We start from the raw sequence: 15,716 nt of genomic DNA, 5'->3' as shown, positions 1-15,716 counted from the left end.
CAAGCTCAGTCTCACGCGCCGAGCAGCCGGGCGGCATGCGCAGCGTGATAGGTCAGCACCCCAGCCGTCCCTGCGCGCTTGAACGCCATCAGGCTTTCCAGCACCATCGCATCGCGGTCCGCCGCGCCGGCGGCCACCGCGGCCTCGATCATCGCGTACTCGCCGGACACTTGGTAAGCAAATACAGGGACTTGGAACTCGGATTTCACCCGCAGGATGATGTCGAGATACGGCATTCCCGGCTTGACCATCACGCTATCCGCGCCTTCCGCCAAATCCAGCGCAACCTCACGCAGCGCTTCCTCGGCATTGGCCGAGTCCATCTGATAGGTCTTCTTGTCGCCCTTGAGCAGCCCGCGGCTCCCCACCGCGTCGCGGAACGGACCGTAGAAGGCGCTCGCATATTTGGCGGCATAGGACATGATCTGGACGTTGTGATGCCCGCCCGCCTCCAGCGCCTCGCGGATCGCGCCAATCCGGCCATCCATCATGTCCGATGGCGCGATGATGTCCGATCCCGCCTCGGCCTGCGTCAGCGCCTGCTGGACGAGCGCCTCGGACGTCACGTCGTTAACGACATAGCCCGCCGCATCGACCAGCCCGTCATGCCCGTGCGTGGTATAGGGATCGAGCGCGACGTCGGTCAGCACGCCGATTTCAGGCACCGCGTCCTTGAGTGCACGGATCGCGCGACACATCAGATTGTCGGGGTTGAGCGCCTCGCGGCCATCGTCGGTGCGCAAATGCGACGGCGTGTTGGGAAACAGCGCAATGCACGGAATCCCCAGATCGCGCGCCTCGCGCCCACGGGCCACGATCCCGTCGATCGACCAGCGCGATACGCCGGGGAGCGCTGCGATCGGATCCTCGACGCCCTCGCCCTCGGTGATGAACAGCGGCCAGATGAAGTCGGCTGGGGTCAGCACGGTTTCGGCGTGGAGGCGGCGGCTCCAGTTGCTGGCGCGCGTACGACGGAGGCGGAGTGCGGGGTATTGAGCTGTCATGGGTCGTGTTCTGGAACTTCGCCGGGGGCCGCGCAAGGTTTAGAACGCGGTAGCGGCCTCCGCCGATGAGGCTCCCCCTCCCCCCACATTCCGTCATGCCCGCGAAGGCGAGGATCCATACGGGCTGATTTACGGTAACGGACGTGGCGCTAATGGATTCCCGCCTCCGCGGGAATGACGGATGGGGCTTGGGGGCAGCCCCAATACCAGGCGGCAGCCCCGCCCGCCCCCTTACCCCGCCGGATGCAACCGCCCGCCCGGCTCCGCCGGGTTCTGGCTCTGTTCGCTCGCCTCCCCCTCGGGGACGACCAGCCGCTGCTTCCGCCAGCCGCCAAAACGATAATAGCCCACCGCCATCACAAAATTAGCAACCGACCCCAGAGGAAAACTCCACCACAGGGCATCCGCCCCCAGCGACGGCTGGAACGCCAGCGCGAACCCGAGCCGCACCGGATACATCGCGATGAACAGCATCGTCAGCGGCGCCCATACCGCGCCATTCGCGCGCACGGTCGAGAACAATACCATCGTCATCCCGAAGATGATGAAGTTCCAGCTCGCCAGCACCTGGATATGCCGCGCGATCGGCAGTGCCGCACTCTCGCCGCCGAGGAACAGCAGCATCACCGGTCGATCGAACGCGATGATCGCGATCACCATCGTCGTCGTCAGCACCGCGCTGAACACCAGCCCCGCGACGGTGATGCGATCGACTCGCCCCCATTGCCCCGCGCCGATGTTCTGCGCCGCCATGCTGCTCACCGCAGCGCCGACCGCCAGCGCAGGCATCTGGATATAGCCCCATAGCTGCATCGAAATGCCATAAGCCGCGGTCGTATCCACCCCATAGCGGTTGACCAGCCCGGTCATCGTCAACGCCGCCACCGACACGACCAGCATCTGCGCGCCCATCGGCAAGCCCTTGAGCAGGATCGTCCGCGCCAGCGTCGCCGACGGAATCAGATACCCCAGTTCCGCGCCACGCAACCGGATCGGCAAATCGCGCCGGTAGATGAAGGCGAGCAACCCGAGCGACGCGACATGGACCGAAATGAGCGTGGCGACCGCCGATCCGGCGATCCCCATTGCAGGCATCCCGAACCACCCGCGGATGAACACGGGGTTGAGCCCGCTGTCGAGCAGTACGCTGAGCGCGGTGAACCACAAGGGCGTCACCGAATCGCCGACACCTCGTAGCGCCATGCCAAGCAGCACCAGCAACATCGTCGCAGGCAAGCCGAGGAAAATCACCCGCAGATACGCCAGCGCAAGCGGTTGCACGCTCGGTGGCGTCGACAGGCTCGTCAGGATGTCGGGCGAGAAGATCCACCCCAGCGCCGCGATCACGACCGCGCCGCCCATCACCAGCCCGATCGACGCACCGAACGCGCGCCGCGCCGCCTCAACGTCGCGTCGTCCGATCGACTGGCCGATCAGGATCGTCGCCGCCATGCCAAAACCAAAGACCGCGGCGAACATCAGGAACATGATCGTATTGGCGTTGGCGGTCGCCGCGACCGCGCCTTCGCCGAGGAATCGCCCGACCCAGATCGTGTTGATCGACCCGTTGAGCGACTGCAGGATGTTCGACCCCAGCGTTGGGAGCGCGAACGCGAGCAACGTCCACGCGATCGGGCCGGTGGTGAGGTCGCGCTGTTTGCCCCCCCTCCCGCGGGAAGGCGGGGCTGAGGGAGGGGCTGTTATCTCACCAACGTCGCTCACAGACCCTCCCCTGACCCCTCCCGCAAACGGGAGGGGGATTGTGTGTTCGCCAGCGTCAGCCGGCTATCTCACCCCAAACGCGCCAGGGCAGCGCTGAGACGCTCGGCCTCGGCGGATTTTTCGGCATGATCGGCGCGGGCCTTCTCGACCGCCTCGGGCTTGGCGCGTTCGACGAAGCTCGGGTTGTTCAACCGACCGGCGAGCCCGTCACGCTCCTTGGCGGCGGCTTCGATCCCCTTGGTCAGCCGCGCGCGTTCCGCATCGAGGTCGATCACCCCGGCGAGCGGCAGCACGAACGTCGCCTCGTCGACAACGACCTGCACCGCACCACCCGCAGGCGCATCGCCAACCGCCAGATCGATCCGCGCAAGGCGTGCGATCACACTCGCCTGCCGCTCGATCCGTGCCAACGTCTCGGGCCCCGCATCGCGGATATGCACCGGCATCCGCGTGCCCGGCGCGACGTTCAGCTCGGTCCGCGCCGCGCGGACTTCACCGATCAGCCGGATCAGCCAGTCGATCTCCTGGCTTGCCGCAGGATCGATCGATCGCGCGTCGGCGATCGGCCAGCGCGCGACGATCAGGTTGCTCTCGCGAGACCCCATCGCGTTCCACAGTTCCTCGGTGATGAACGGCATGAACGGGTGGAGCAGCACGAGGATCTGGTCGATCACCCAGCCCGCGACGGCGCGCGTCTCGTCCGCGTCCGGCCCGGTGGCGGGCGCGTCCATCTGGCCGAGCACCGGCTTGATCAGTTCGAGATACCAGTCGCAGAAGCGGCTCCACACGAACTGATACACCGCATTCGCCGCACCATCGAAGCGCAGGTCTGCAAGAGCGAGATCGACCGTCTGGACGGTCGCGATCGTCTCCGCGACGATCCACTTGTTGACCGCAAGCGTCGTCACCGGCGCTTCGAGCGTCTTGCTCGCGCCGATGCCGTTGCCTTGCGCGAAACGGCATGCGTTCCACAGCTTGGTCGCGAAGTTGCGATAGCCCTCGACGCGCTTCTCATCCATCTTGATGTCGCGGCCCTGGCTCTCCATCGCCGCCATAAAGAAGCGCAGCGCATCCGCGCCGTACTGGTCGATCAGACCCAGCGGGTTGACCACATTGCCCTTCGACTTGGACATCTTGGCACCGTCTGCCGCGCGGACAAGACCGTGCAAATACAGGGTCTTGAACGGCACATCGCCCATGAAGTGCAAGCCCTGCATCATCATGCGGGCATCCCAGAAGAACAGGATGTCGAAGCCCGAGATGAGCACGTCGTTGGGATAGCGACCGTGGAGCGTGTCCTTTAGCCCCTCCCCTTCAGGGGAGGGGTTGGGGTGGGGCCGTCCAGCAAGCGCTGCGCTCTGCGAGGCATCCCCCACCCCTGGCCCCTCCCCTGAAGGGGAGGGGTAAGAAGGAGAAGAAGTGCCATCCCAACCCAGCGTCGCGAACGGCCACAGCGCCGAGGAGAACCACGTGTCGAGCACATCGCTGTCCTGCGTGAGCGCAACGCCCTCACCCGCCTGCGCCTGAGCCTCGGCCTCGCTCATCGCAACGAACACCGAACCATCCTCGGCGAACCAAGCCGGAATCCGATGCCCCCACCAAAGCTGCCGCGACACGCACCACGGCTGGATATTCTCCATCCAGTTGAAGAACGTCTTCTCCCACGTCTTCGGCACGATCTTGATCGCACCCGAGCGCACCGCCTCGATCGCAGGCTTGGCGAGCGTCGCCGCATCGACATACCATTGGTCGGTCAGCCACGGCTCGATCACCACGCCCGAGCGATCGCCATAGGGCGTCTGGATCGTGCGCGGCTCGGCGTCATGCTCCGCACCGTCCTTGTCGACGTGCGGGATCAGGAACCCCTCCGCCTTCAACTGCGCGACGACCGCCTTGCGCGCTTCGGCGGTGGTCAGCCCGAGGAAGGCCTCGGGGATCAACTCGTCCGCAACCTGCACGACGCGTGCCTTGGCATCGAGCATGTTGAGCATCGCGCCTGCTGCGATCCTCGCGCGCTTGCCGACCTCGAAATCGTTGAAGTCATGCCCCGGCGTGATCTTGACCGCACCCGACCCGAGCTCCGGATCGGCATGGTCGTCAGTGATGATCGGGATCAGCCGCCCGGTGATCGGCAACCGCACCTGCTTGCCGACCAGCGCGGTATAGCGCTCGTCCGATGCATTCACCGCAACCGCCATATCGGCGAGCATCGTCTCGGGCCGCGTCGTCGCGACCTCGATGAAGCCCGAACCGTCTTCGAGCGGATAGCGCAGGTGCCAGAAGCTACCCTTTATCTCACGCGTCTCGACCTCGAGGTCGCTGATCGCGGTGCCGAGACCCGGATCCCAGTTCACCAGCCGCTTGTCGCGGTACAGCAAGCCGTCGCGATGCAGATCGACGAACACCTTGAGCACGGCCTTGGAAAAGCCCTCGTCCATCGTGAAGCGCTCGTTCGCCCAGTCCATCGAGCAACCGAGCCGACGGAGCTGCTGCGTGATCTCGCCGCCGCTCTCTTCCTTCCACGCCCACACCTTATCGACGAACTGCTCGCGCGTGAAATCGGTGCGCTTCTCCGGCGGGTTGAGCGCGCCCATCTGCCGCTCGACCACCATCTGCGTCGCGATGCCGGCATGGTCGGTCCCGACGACCCACAGCGCGTCCTTGCCCTTCAACCGCGCGTGGCGCGTCAGGATGTCCTGCAACGTGTTGTCGAGCGCATGGCCGATGTGGAGCGAGCCCGTTACGTTGGGCGGCGGGTTGACGATCGTCCAGGGTTCGGCGCCAGGACGGTCGGGCCGGAACTGGCCGGTCGCCTCCCAATGCGCATACCAGCGCGTCTCGATTTCGGCGGGGTCGAAGGTTTTGGGGAGTTCGCTCATGATGCCATCGGCTTTAGCCGGGGACGCGCAAAAAGAAAGGGCGCTGGATGCCGTAGCACGTATGCGCAGGACCGCGGCTATTTGCCGGTGATGCGGTCGATCTCTTTCGCGACCATTGCTTCCACCATGGTCGGCAGGTTCGCATCGAGCCACTCGCGCAGCATCGGGCGTAGCATCTCGCGCACCATCGATTCGAGCGTATCGCTCCCCGGCGTTTCGGGCTTCACCACCAGCCGCGACAGCGTATCGAACGGCCCGCGGGTTGCGGCAGCGGCACTCTGCGATAAAATTCCCGGGGTTTCGGGCGGGCTCGGCGGTGCAGGCGGACGCGGTGCCGAAGCGGGGTCCGCGGCGGTCGCGCCATCCGCGGGTTCAGGAGGCGAAACGGTGTGCGCCGTTACCGGCGGCAGCGTCGGCATCGCAGCGGCAACGGCTTCGCGCAGTTCCAGAATGTCGTCGCGGACCGCAGGGTCGACATCGCCGCGGCGCGCAAGACTGCGATCCGGACGCTTGGTCCGCCCCGGCAAGGTGTCGTTTTCCTCCGCGATGATGCGTTTGATCGATGAGAGGATGTCCTCCATCGATGGCTCTCCGCTCAAATCCGCCATCGAAACCCCCGCGAAAGAAACCTACTCGCCGCGTCAGCGGTTCTTCGTCTGCTCACCTGCGGTAATCTGCGCGCTCCTGTCAACTGGTCGCGAATCGAGCATCGGGTCGAGCGCACGGGTGACCGCCGCGGTCTGGGCGGGCGTATCGGTCGTTCGCGTTCCCGTCACCGCCGGATCGGGCTGCGACGCAAAGTCCCAGATCTTGCCGCGGACGCTCTCGTAATGCTTGACCGGATCATACAGCGGGCCGCCGTCGAGCCCGAGGTCGCGCGCTTCCGCCTGCCCCATCGATGCGAGCAGTGCGAAACCGGCTACATACGCGTCACGACGTGCTGTAACCAGCGTCACTTGGGAGTTAAGCAGCTCCTGTTCTGCGTTCAGAATGTCTAGAATCGTGCGGTTTCCGACACTGTTTTCGGCGCGCACGCCCTCCAGCGAGAGCTTGTTCGCGTTGACCGCCACCTCGCTCGACGCGATCACGTCGAGCGATGATTTCCATACCGCATAGGCTGAACGCGCCTGGGCGATGACGCTCCGCTCGGTCTCGGTCACGCGTTCGATCGATTGCGCGCGCGCGTCCTGCGCCTGGCGAATCTGTGCGGCCGGCCGGCCACCCTGGTACAGCGGCAGCGTCAGACCCAGCCCAACCGTTGCCGCCGTGCCGGCCTGGGCGATCGCAACGCCCGTGCCCGACCCCAGCGTTCCCAGATAGTTGTAATAGTTTCCGCCGACATTGGCATTGATCCGCGGCAGCCGGTTGGCGCGCGCCACGCCAATGTCGAACCCCGTCGCGTCGCGTTCCTTTGCCGCCGCCAGCAGCGTCGGGTTGTTCCGCAGCGCAACCGTCACGGCACCGTCGGGGTTGGCGGGCAGGTTGGGCAAGCTCGGCGGCAAGTCCAGCCGCCCCGGCACAGCGCCGACCAGACGAATATAGCTTTCCCGGCTCGAAATCAGCCGCGCCTGCGCCGACTGCAACTGGCTCTGCGCAAGCGCCAGCCGCGCCTCCGATTGCGCAACGTCGGTCCGTGTCAGATCGCCAACCTGAAAACGATCGCGGCTGGCCTGCAAGTTAACGTCCAGAACGCGTACATTCTGCGTGTTCAGCCCGACGATCGCCTCGTCGCGGATGACGTCCATATACGCGCCCACCACCGCCGAGAAGAGGTCGGATTCCGTACCGCGCAAACCCATTTGGCCGCCTTCGACCCGTGTCTGCGCAGCGCGAATCCCGTTGCGGACCGCGCCGCCCGCATAGAGCGGAACCGAAATCGACGCACTTGCCGTCCCGCTGCGATCCGGCGCGACGAAGCTGTTCTGCGCCTTGATGACGTTTTCGGTGAAGGCACTCTGCAACTGCACGTTGGGCAAGGCCTGCGATCGAGCGATCGGCACATTCTCGTCGATCGCCCGAAGGCTAGCACGCTGCGCAGCGAGCGTCGGGTTGCTTGTATAGGCCTTGATCAGCGCATCGCGTAGCGTTTCTGCGGAAAGCGGAGCCGCCGCCATTACCATCACCACTGCAGAGCCGCTCAGAAGGGACAGAAATCGCATCGCAGGCGGCTCTTTTCTTGGTCAGAAAGTGAAGGAACGCGGGCTGGCGAAGCCCGGCAATGGTACGCAATCGATGTCGGCGAAATCGAGCAGGGCGAAACCGCCAGCGGTCCGACGCCCGGCCGCCAGCCGGGTCACGCCGCGATCCGCGATGCCGCTGACGATCCGCCCGCCGATGGCAAGCTGATCGACCAGAGCCTGCGGCACGGCTTCGACCGCACCATCGATGAACAGGACGTCAAACGGTCCGTCGGACGCATGGCCTTCATGAAGCGGCGCATCGACCACCGTGACATTGGCATGACTCGCCAATGCCGTGCGCGCAATCGCCAGCAGCGCCGGATCGCTCTCGACCGCGACCACCGAGGCCACCAGTTCGGCGAGTACCGCAGCGGTGTACCCGCCGGCAGCACCGATCAGCAGCACGCGATCCGTTGCGCGCAGTTCGGCCTGGGTCAGCAAGCGTCCGGTCGCGATCGGCACGTTCTGCGCACGTCCGTGGCTCAGCGGAACCGACGTATCGCGGTATGCAAGCTCAGCCACCGTTTCCGGCAGGAACGCTTCGCGTGGAACCAGGTCCATCGCGGCTACGACCCGCGGGTCACTGACCGCGTTGGTCCGCAACTGGCTCGCGACCATCGCATGGCGCATGGCCGTCATATCCTGCTTGCGCAAATCCAAATTCATGATGCCACCCTCGTCGCGGTACTGTTATAGTGCAACAATACACCTATCGTCAATGCACCGCTTCTACCGTGCGTCCTCTACTTCGCCAAGCGAGCGCTTGTTTCAAATGCGTCTCTGTCGGTTTTGGGTAAACAGCGCGTTAACTGCGTTGCTTTTTTTGACCGCGAGAGTTGACAGCGCGACGATCCGCTTGCATCTGCGCCGCTCTCCGGCCCGATGGCGGAGTGGTGACGTAGAGGACTGCAAATCCTCGCACCCGGGTTCGATTCCCGGTCGGGCCTCCAATATTCCAGCAGGTTGCGCGCTGTCGGCTATGCCGATGACGCCAGCGCGGCTTCCAGAACGGCAATGAACGGCGCATCCGCCGGCGGCATTTCAAGTTGCCGCAAGCCGGCCGGATGATGCCACGCAAGCGCACTGGCCTCCAACGGGCGCGGGTCGCCACGCCATTCGCGACACACGTACAGCAGCAGCAGAAGATGCCGGTCGGTCAGCGGCATACTGGCGAACGTCAAGGCGGTCAGCGCCGCGGCGTCGATGTCGATCGCCAGTTCCTCGCGCAATTCGCGCATCAGGGCGTCCTCTGGCGACTCCCCTGGTTCTACCTTGCCCCCTGGAAACTCCCACAGTCCTGCCAAAGCCTTGCCGGCGGGCCGGCGCTGTACGAGGACACGCCCGCGATCGTCGACCAGCGCTGCCGCGACGACCATCATGACTGGAAACGCAGCACTGGGTTTAGGCATTCGGTAACGCTCTCCTGGTAACGGTGCGGGCTTCTTTACATGGCCGGGGGTATTGCCGACATGATCGTCGGAATAATAAAACGGCTGTTTGCCGACCGCACCGGTGGCACTGCGATAGAATATGGATTGATCGTTGCGCTGGTCGTGATCGCGACCGTCGCAGCGATTGTCCAGCTTGCCAATGTCACGACGGGAATGTGGAACCGCGTCAGCACGGCGGTCATCACGTCCAGTTAGCGTGTCGAAGCGGCGCCAATCAAAATGAAGCGCCGTTTAAGCCTTTCTAAACCCGCCGCGCCTACATCGTTCAGCGTTGGCCCGGCGCACCGGTCCGACCGGGTATTGAAGCCATCCTACGGAGATCCAAATCATGAAGACCGTCCGCAACCTGATCAAGAACTCGAAGGGCGCGACCGCAATCGAGTACGGCCTGATCGCTGCTCTCATCGCCGTTGCCGCGATCACCGCGATGTCTGGCCTTGGCTCGAAGCTGAGCAACACGTTCAATAATGTTTCGTCGAAGATGGTTCAGTCCTGAGCCTCGACCCGGACTTGACGCTGGGGGAGCGGTGGAACTTCGGTTCCGCCGCTCTTTGCGTTTCTGGCGTACGCAGCCCCGGTCCGTCGTTGCCGGCTTGAAATCAGAGGCGTCCCATCGCCAGAAACTTCTTGCGCCGCATCTGGCGCAATTCGGTCGGCGGGAGGTCGACCAAGCGGGTCAGTGCCGCATCGATTGCGTCACCAAGCGAAGCGATCGCCGCCGCCGGATCACGCTGCGCACCGCCCAGCGGCTCTGGAACGATCGTATCGATGACCCCAAGCCCCTTGAGGTCCTGCGCTGTCACCTTCATCGCCTCAGCCGCATCTGCTGCCTTGTCGGCCGTGCGCCACAGAATCGACGCGCACCCTTCGGGCGAGATGACCGAATAGACGGCGTGCTCGAACATCAGCACGGCGTTGCCCGCCGCAAGCGCGATCGCACCGCCGGAGCCGCCCTCGCCGACCACTGCCGCAACCATCGGCACGCCAAGCGCGAGGCATTGCTCGGTTGACCGGGCGATCGCCTCGGCCTGGCCACGTTCCTCGGCCTGAATGCCCGGAAACGCGCCCGAGGTATCAACCAGCGTCACCACGGGCAGACCGAAGCGATCCGCCAATTGCATCAGCCGGATCGCCTTGCGGTAGCCTTCCGGCTTGCCCATGCCGAAATTATGCCGCAACCGGCTGGCGGTATCGTCCCCCTTCTCGTGGCCGATCACGAGCACGCGGCGCCCGCGGAATGTCGCGAACCCGCCGAGAATCGCCTGATCGTCGCCAAAGGCACGGTCGCCCGCAAGCGGCATCCAGTCGTCGAACAGACCAGCGACATAATCCTTGAAATGCGGACGTGCGCCGTGGCGTGCGACTTGCGTCTTCTGCCACGGGGTCAGCTTGGTGTAGGTATCGCGCAATAGCTTGTCCGCCTTCGCCTGCAAGCGCGCGATTTCGGCGCTCAGGTCGACGGTGCCGTCCGCAGCGGTGTCCCGCAATTCATCGATCTTGCCCTGGAGTTCGGCGATCGGTTTTTCGAAGTCGAGGAAGGTTGCCATAACCTCGGGCGGTTAAGCCCCACGCGGCGTCGCGTCAACGCGCCGCTGCTCGTCCGCCAGCGGATGCCGTGCGTTGACCAGCGCGACGAGATGGCTCGCATCGACATGCGTATAGATTTCGGTTGTCGCGATGTCCGCATGACCGAGCATCGCCTGCAACGCGCGAAGATCGGCACCGCCCGCCAGCAGATGGGTCGCGAACGCGTGGCGCAGAACGTGCGGACTGACCCGGTCCGGTGGAATACCCGCCTCCGCCGCCAGGGCCTTGAGCAACTGATACAAGCGGATACGGCTGAGATGCGCCTTGCCCGAGGGGAACAGCCACGGGCTTTCCTCCGCGACGTACTCCCGCCAGATCGCCACCGCAGCGCGTGCCCGATCCGACAGCGGAACGAGCCGTTCCTTGCCGCCCTTGCCGCGCAGGATCAGATACGGCCGGTCGGGCGCCACCGCTCGCCGCGGCAGCGACACCAGTTCCGTCGCGCGCAGTCCCGATCCGTACAGCAGCTCGACCAGCGCCGACAGACGCAGGTCGTTGGGATCCCGCGGATCCCGCGCGATGCGATCCGCGATTGCGGCGAACAGCCGGTCGACGTCCGCATGATCGAGCACTTTAGGCAACCCGCGCGATGCGCCCGGTCGCGGCAATGCGGTACCCGGGTCGTCCATGCGATGCCCTTCCTCCGCCAGGAATGCGAAAAACCTTCGCAACGCTGCCGATTTGCGGGCGACGCTTGCTTTCGACAGGTCAAGCCACGCCGTACCGACCCGCGTGAGATCATCCGCCGACGCCGCGGCAAGACGACCGCCCAGGACACCCGACGCGAGCATCAAGTCGCTACGGTAGGCGGCCACGGTGTTCTTCGCGGCCCCCGCCTCCGCGGTCATCATCTCGAGAAACCGTTCGATAAGCGCACGGTCCTCACCCGCCCCGGGTGGGGGCGTCGTCAAAGCCGTGCGATCGCCTCGGCGGCGATCATCCTGGCTTCGCCGACCATCCCGACCGATCGAAGCGCGGCACACACATGATACAGCGTTTCAGGCGGAATGCCGCGCCACGACCGTGACTGCATGCCCGTCGCCGCGAGCAGGACGACCGTACCCGGTTCATTGTCCAGCGCCGCCTTCGCGATCGCGCGAGTCCAGCTGTCCGCTCGGCTCACGGGAACGTTGAGCGCCTCGGCACCCTGCGTCACGTCCGCCGCCGAGAGCCGACCCAACCCGGCTAGCGCCGCAAAGAACATCCGCCGCTTGAGGCCATCGGCGTCCTTCGCACCGGCATAAGCGCTCACCTCGCCATAACCGATCACCGCCCCCGCCGGATCTGCCAGCGTGAGCATCGCCCAGCCGTCACCGCCCCGCTCCGCCTTGCCACCCCACCGCAGCGCTTGCGTATCATATCCGGCACTGAGCATTGCCGCGATCAGCCGGTCGGTGTCGGGCTTCGCCAACGACGTCGGAATCCGCGCCGCAGCGCTTGCCGTCAACACAAGCCGCGAATAGCGCGCTTCATCGTCCTTGGGCTGATCCCAGACCTTGCCGAGCGCATCGGCCCGGGCATCGGCATCCGTCCCTTCATAGGCGGTGCGCAAATTGCGCGCGACACCTGCCGGGGTGGAAGGCTGATCGTCCCCGGCATCGATCGCCGCGTACAGATCGACCAGCGCCGCGCTCGACAGGATACCGCGGGCGGCGGCGATATCGGCTGCGGCCGCACGCACACCGGGGGCCAGGCTCGGCGACAGGGCACGCCACCCCTGAACTGCGGGCGAGCTCGACTCGAGCAGACTTTCCGGGATCTCGACGCCCGTCGCGGTCGCGAGCCCGAAGCGCCACGCGGTGAGATAGGGCACGCTGTCCCATTCGATCGTTACCGCCTGCCGCGCACGGCCACCATTTCCGATGACTTTCTGCGCAAGCAGGAGATCGACCCCGCCGGCAATCCGCGACTTGCGGGCGGCGGCGAGCATCGGTTGCGCCTTGGCAGCCGTTCCGGACAGCCCGGCACACATGGCCCGCGCGAGCACCCACCCGCGTTCGCGCCCGAGTGCGGCACCATCCTCTGCGGCCGGACACAGCGCTGCGGGGTCGCCAGAAGCGAGCGCCGCCTGCATCGCGGCCTCGAACATCTTGGGCGTATAGTCCTCGGTATCCACCGCCTGCGCCATCGCGCGTGCAGCAACCGATTCGCCCATCCGCACGAGCAACCAGGATCGCTCCGCTGCGAAGTCCGCGCCGTTGACGCCGCGCGGTGTGTCGACCCGCGCCATCAGCGCGCGACGCAAGGCGATCGACAGCCACCGGGACGCAAGCGGGGGACGCAGACGCCGCATCAGCGTTTCGAGATAGCGCCCGTCCGCGCGACCGAATGCATCGGGTGCCATCGCGCCTTCGGCCGGCCCTGCGACACCCACGCGGCTCAGCGAACGGCGCGCGTAACTCGGCATGTCGGCGCGGACGAAGGCGGCGAAGTCCGTCGGGGAAGGCGGCGTCGCCAGCGGCGTCGGCGTCGCGCCGGGTGTGGGCACGTCGGTCGGCAGCAGCGGTACGAGCGGCGGCGCGGGTGGCAATGTCGTCGGAACGACTACCGGGGCGACCGGCGACACCGCCCGCGGCGTTGCGCTCGGCGAAGGGTTCGCTGCAGGCGACGACACGGGCGCTGGCCGCGCGCGCGGACGCGCCGGCGGTGCGACCGGTGCCGGGTTGGGATCGCCGAACCCCGGCGGCAGGATTGATTCGGGGCCCTTTTGCCCCGCGGCGGGAATCGTCAGCGTCGCCGCGAGCACGGCGGTCGCGAAGATCGCCGGTAGCGCGCGACTACTTCTGAAGGTTCGCAAGCGGCACTGCCTTCTCGACATGCTTCAGCGGCTTTTCATGCGCCACCCCCGACAGCGCGAACAGGCCGCCGACCAGGACGGCCACGACGACGAGAAGCACGAGAAGCAAGCGGGGCATGGGCAAGACCTGTAACGGACCGAAAAGACAAGAGCGGCGCAAGCGAGCTTTTGCCCGATGCGCAGGGGCGCTGTATAGCCCTCGTTTCAATGTTGCAAAGCCCGCCATCTTCTCAGGATACCGCCCTGCCCGACCCATCTCCTTGGAATGGCCAACCGATCGTGCTCGTCGGTCTGATGGGCGCTGGCAAATCGACGGTCGGGCGGCGGCTTGCGGTGCGGCTCGGCCTGCCGTTCGTCGATGCTGATACGGAAATCGAAACCGCGGCCGGAATGTCGATCCCGGACATCTTCGAACGATTCGGCGAAGCCTATTTTCGCGATGGGGAACGCCGCGTGATCGCGCGGTTGATGGACGGCGAACGCCGCGTCATTGCGACCGGCGGCGGGGCGTTCATCGACCAGAAGACGCGTGAGACGATTCTGGCGCATGCCTTTGCGGTCTGGCTCGATGCGAAACCGTCCGTTCTCGCCGACCGCGTGTCGCGCCGCGATACGCGCCCGCTGTTGCGCGGCAAGGACCCGCTCAAGGTGCTCGAAGAACTGGCGCGGGTGCGCAACCCGTTCTACGCGATGGCCCCGCTCCGCGTCTCCAGCCACCGCGCGCCGCATGACGCCACCGTCAACGCCATCCTGAAAGCTCTTGGACAAATATGACGACGATCCCCGTTTCGCTTGGTTCGCGCAGTTACGATGTCGTGATCGAGGCCGGCCTGCTCGCGCGCGCCGCCGACTGGCTCGCGCCGCTGTCGCGCGGGCGAAAGATGGCGATCGTGACCGACTCGAACGTCCTGCCGCATCTGGAAACATTGCAAACATCGCTGTCTGCGGCGGGGGTCGAGAGCGAGGCGATCGTTCTAAACCCTGGTGAATCGACGAAAAGCTGGGCGCAGCTCGAGGCGCTGACCGATCGGTTGCTCGATCTCGGGATCGAGCGTGGCGACCATGTCATCGCGCTCGGCGGCGGGGTGATCGGTGATCTCGTCGGCTTTGCCTGCGCCATCCTCAAGCGCGGCTGCGGGTTCGTGCAGATCCCGACCACGCTGCTCGCACAGGTCGATTCGTCGGTCGGCGGCAAGACCGCGATCAACAGCCGCGCGGGCAAGAATCTCATCGGGGCGTTCCACCAGCCCGCGCTGGTGCTGATCGACCCGCAAGTGCTCGACACGCTGCCGCTGCGGCAAGTCCGCGCGGGCTATGCCGAAGTCGTCAAATACGGGCTGATCGACGATCCCGAATTCTTCGACTGGTGCGAGGCGAACGCCGCCGCGCTGCTCGCGGGCGATCCGGACGCGCGCGTTTATGCGATCGCGCATTCGGTCGGTGCCAAGGCGCGGATCGTCGCGGAGGACGAACGCGAGACCACCGGCAAGCGCGCGTTGCTCAACCTCGGCCACACCTTCGGCCACGCGCTGGAAGCCGAAGCGGGCTTCTCGGATCGGCTGCTCCACGGCGAAGGCGTCGCGGCGGGGATGGCGCTCGCGTTCCAGTATTCCGCCACGCACGATCTTGCCCCGGCGGCGGACGCCGAGCGCGTGGCGGCGCATCTGCGCGCGATCGGGCTGCCCGACGGCGTTGCGGCGGCAGGCATTTCGGCGAGCGCGGACGTGCTGGTCGATCACATGCTCCACGACAAGAAGATGGACGCGGGCACGCTCCCCTTCCTGCTCGCGCGCGGGATCGGACGGACGTTCCTCGACAAGTCGGTCGACCTCGCGGACATCCGCGTGTTCCTGGCGGCCTGATGCCGCGCGGCGTCGCCAAGCGGGATTTGCCGACCAAGGTCTGCCCGGTCTGCCAGCGCCCGTTCGCGTGGCGCAAGAAGTGGGAGCGCGACTGGGAGAATGTCGTTTATTGTTCGGACAAGTGCCGGATGGCGAAGGGGTAGTTCCCATCCCCTAACGCGCTTCCCCGGCGAAGGCCGGGGCCCAGTAGAGATGGCCGAGGTAACGAAGCGCAGTTCCCAGTTAACGTTCGTT

16 protein-coding genes and 1 tRNA gene are annotated in these 15,716 nt (G+C 65.8%); 6 read left to right on the top strand and 11 right to left on the bottom strand.

Annotated features, from left to right (window positions below; all coding sequences use genetic code 11):
- Window positions 1–11: 11 nt before the first annotated feature.
- From hemB to ABIC17_RS18615, 6 genes are all read right to left on the bottom strand, one after another.
- Complete coding sequence (gene hemB / locus ABIC17_RS18640) at window positions 12–1,004, bottom strand: porphobilinogen synthase (RefSeq protein ID WP_354284418.1); 993 nt, start codon at window positions 1,002–1,004, stop codon at window positions 12–14.
- 231 nt (window positions 1,005–1,235) lie between these two features.
- Window positions 1,236–2,726: an MATE family efflux transporter gene (locus tag ABIC17_RS18635; protein WP_354284416.1), complete on the bottom strand. Its 1,491-nt coding sequence runs from the start codon at window positions 2,724–2,726 to the stop codon at window positions 1,236–1,238.
- A 68-nt stretch (window positions 2,727–2,794) separates the two neighbouring features.
- Window positions 2,795–5,605 carry a valine--tRNA ligase gene (locus tag ABIC17_RS18630; RefSeq protein ID WP_354284414.1) on the bottom strand — a complete coding sequence of 937 codons (2,811 nt, stop codon included), beginning with the start codon at window positions 5,603–5,605 and terminating at the stop codon, window positions 2,795–2,797.
- Window positions 5,606–5,682: 77 nt separating this feature from the next.
- A complete protein-coding gene (locus ABIC17_RS18625) occupies window positions 5,683–6,186 on the bottom strand; it encodes a DUF2497 domain-containing protein (RefSeq protein ID WP_354284412.1) in 504 nt (167 codons plus the stop codon).
- A 60-nt stretch (window positions 6,187–6,246) separates the two neighbouring features.
- The gene (locus ABIC17_RS18620) at window positions 6,247–7,719 is read right to left on the bottom strand and encodes a TolC family outer membrane protein (protein ID WP_354284590.1); all 1,473 of its coding nucleotides are present in this window, start codon (window positions 7,717–7,719) and stop codon (window positions 6,247–6,249) included.
- A 66-nt stretch (window positions 7,720–7,785) separates the two neighbouring features.
- Window positions 7,786–8,451, bottom strand: a complete 666-nt coding sequence (locus ABIC17_RS18615) for a protein-L-isoaspartate O-methyltransferase family protein (RefSeq protein ID WP_354284411.1) — start codon at window positions 8,449–8,451, stop codon at window positions 7,786–7,788.
- 210 nt (window positions 8,452–8,661) lie between these two features.
- On the opposite strand from ABIC17_RS18615, the gene ABIC17_RS18610 reads away from it, so the two are divergent.
- A tRNA-Cys gene (locus tag ABIC17_RS18610) sits at window positions 8,662–8,735 on the top strand.
- Window positions 8,736–8,762: 27 nt separating this feature from the next.
- Here the strand turns inward: ABIC17_RS18610 and ABIC17_RS18605 are convergent.
- Window positions 8,763–9,194, bottom strand: coding sequence for a (deoxy)nucleoside triphosphate pyrophosphohydrolase (locus ABIC17_RS18605; RefSeq protein WP_354284409.1), 432 nt, complete (start codon window positions 9,192–9,194; stop codon window positions 8,763–8,765).
- A gap of 39 nt (window positions 9,195–9,233) precedes the next feature.
- Between ABIC17_RS18605 and ABIC17_RS18600 the strand changes: the two genes are divergently transcribed.
- A complete protein-coding gene (locus ABIC17_RS18600; RefSeq protein ID WP_502958502.1) occupies window positions 9,234–9,431 on the top strand; it encodes a Flp family type IVb pilin in 198 nt (65 codons plus the stop codon).
- 133 nt (window positions 9,432–9,564) lie between these two features.
- Entirely contained in the window at window positions 9,565–9,732 is a 168-nt protein-coding gene (locus ABIC17_RS18595) for a Flp family type IVb pilin (protein WP_354284407.1), read from the top strand.
- A 103-nt stretch (window positions 9,733–9,835) separates the two neighbouring features.
- On the opposite strand, the gene ABIC17_RS18590 is transcribed toward ABIC17_RS18595, so the two are convergent.
- From ABIC17_RS18590 to ABIC17_RS18575, 4 genes are read right to left on the bottom strand one after another with little or no spacing between them, the layout of a single operon-like run.
- A complete protein-coding gene (locus ABIC17_RS18590) occupies window positions 9,836–10,783 on the bottom strand; it encodes an acetyl-CoA carboxylase carboxyltransferase subunit alpha (protein ID WP_354284405.1) in 948 nt (315 codons plus the stop codon).
- Between the two features lie 12 nt (window positions 10,784–10,795).
- Window positions 10,796–11,734, bottom strand: a complete 939-nt coding sequence (locus ABIC17_RS18585) for a tyrosine-type recombinase/integrase (RefSeq protein WP_354284403.1) — start codon at window positions 11,732–11,734, stop codon at window positions 10,796–10,798.
- Window positions 11,731–13,641, bottom strand: a complete 1,911-nt coding sequence (locus tag ABIC17_RS18580; RefSeq protein ID WP_502958501.1) for a hypothetical protein — start codon at window positions 13,639–13,641, stop codon at window positions 11,731–11,733. The genes ABIC17_RS18585 and ABIC17_RS18580 overlap by 4 nt, the downstream gene beginning before the upstream one ends.
- Window positions 13,601–13,738, bottom strand: coding sequence for a hypothetical protein (locus ABIC17_RS18575; RefSeq protein WP_354284399.1), 138 nt, complete (start codon window positions 13,736–13,738; stop codon window positions 13,601–13,603). The genes ABIC17_RS18580 and ABIC17_RS18575 overlap by 41 nt, the downstream gene beginning before the upstream one ends.
- An 89-nt stretch (window positions 13,739–13,827) precedes the next feature.
- On the opposite strand from ABIC17_RS18575, the gene ABIC17_RS18570 reads away from it, so the two are divergent.
- Genes ABIC17_RS18570 through ABIC17_RS18560 form a run of 3 tightly spaced genes read left to right on the top strand, consistent with a single transcriptional unit; the run spans window position 13,828 to window position 15,625 of the window.
- Window positions 13,828–14,394, top strand: a complete 567-nt coding sequence (locus ABIC17_RS18570; protein WP_354284397.1) for a shikimate kinase — start codon at window positions 13,828–13,830, stop codon at window positions 14,392–14,394.
- Window positions 14,391–15,482, top strand: a complete 1,092-nt coding sequence (gene aroB / locus ABIC17_RS18565; RefSeq protein WP_354284395.1) for a 3-dehydroquinate synthase — start codon at window positions 14,391–14,393, stop codon at window positions 15,480–15,482. Before ABIC17_RS18570 ends, aroB begins: the two co-directional genes overlap by 4 nt.
- A complete protein-coding gene (locus tag ABIC17_RS18560) occupies window positions 15,482–15,625 on the top strand; it encodes a DUF2256 domain-containing protein (RefSeq protein WP_354284393.1) in 144 nt (47 codons plus the stop codon). The genes aroB and ABIC17_RS18560 overlap by 1 nt, the downstream gene beginning before the upstream one ends.
- Window positions 15,626–15,716 lie beyond the last annotated feature (91 nt).

Origin of the sequence: Sphingomonas sp. PvP056, from assembly GCF_040549155.1 — a bacterium.
In the GTDB taxonomy this organism is placed as follows: Bacteria; Pseudomonadota; Alphaproteobacteria; order Sphingomonadales; family Sphingomonadaceae; genus Sphingomonas.
The sequence above is the reverse complement of the archived record's forward strand: the minus strand, read 5'-3'. Positions and strand labels throughout refer to the sequence as shown.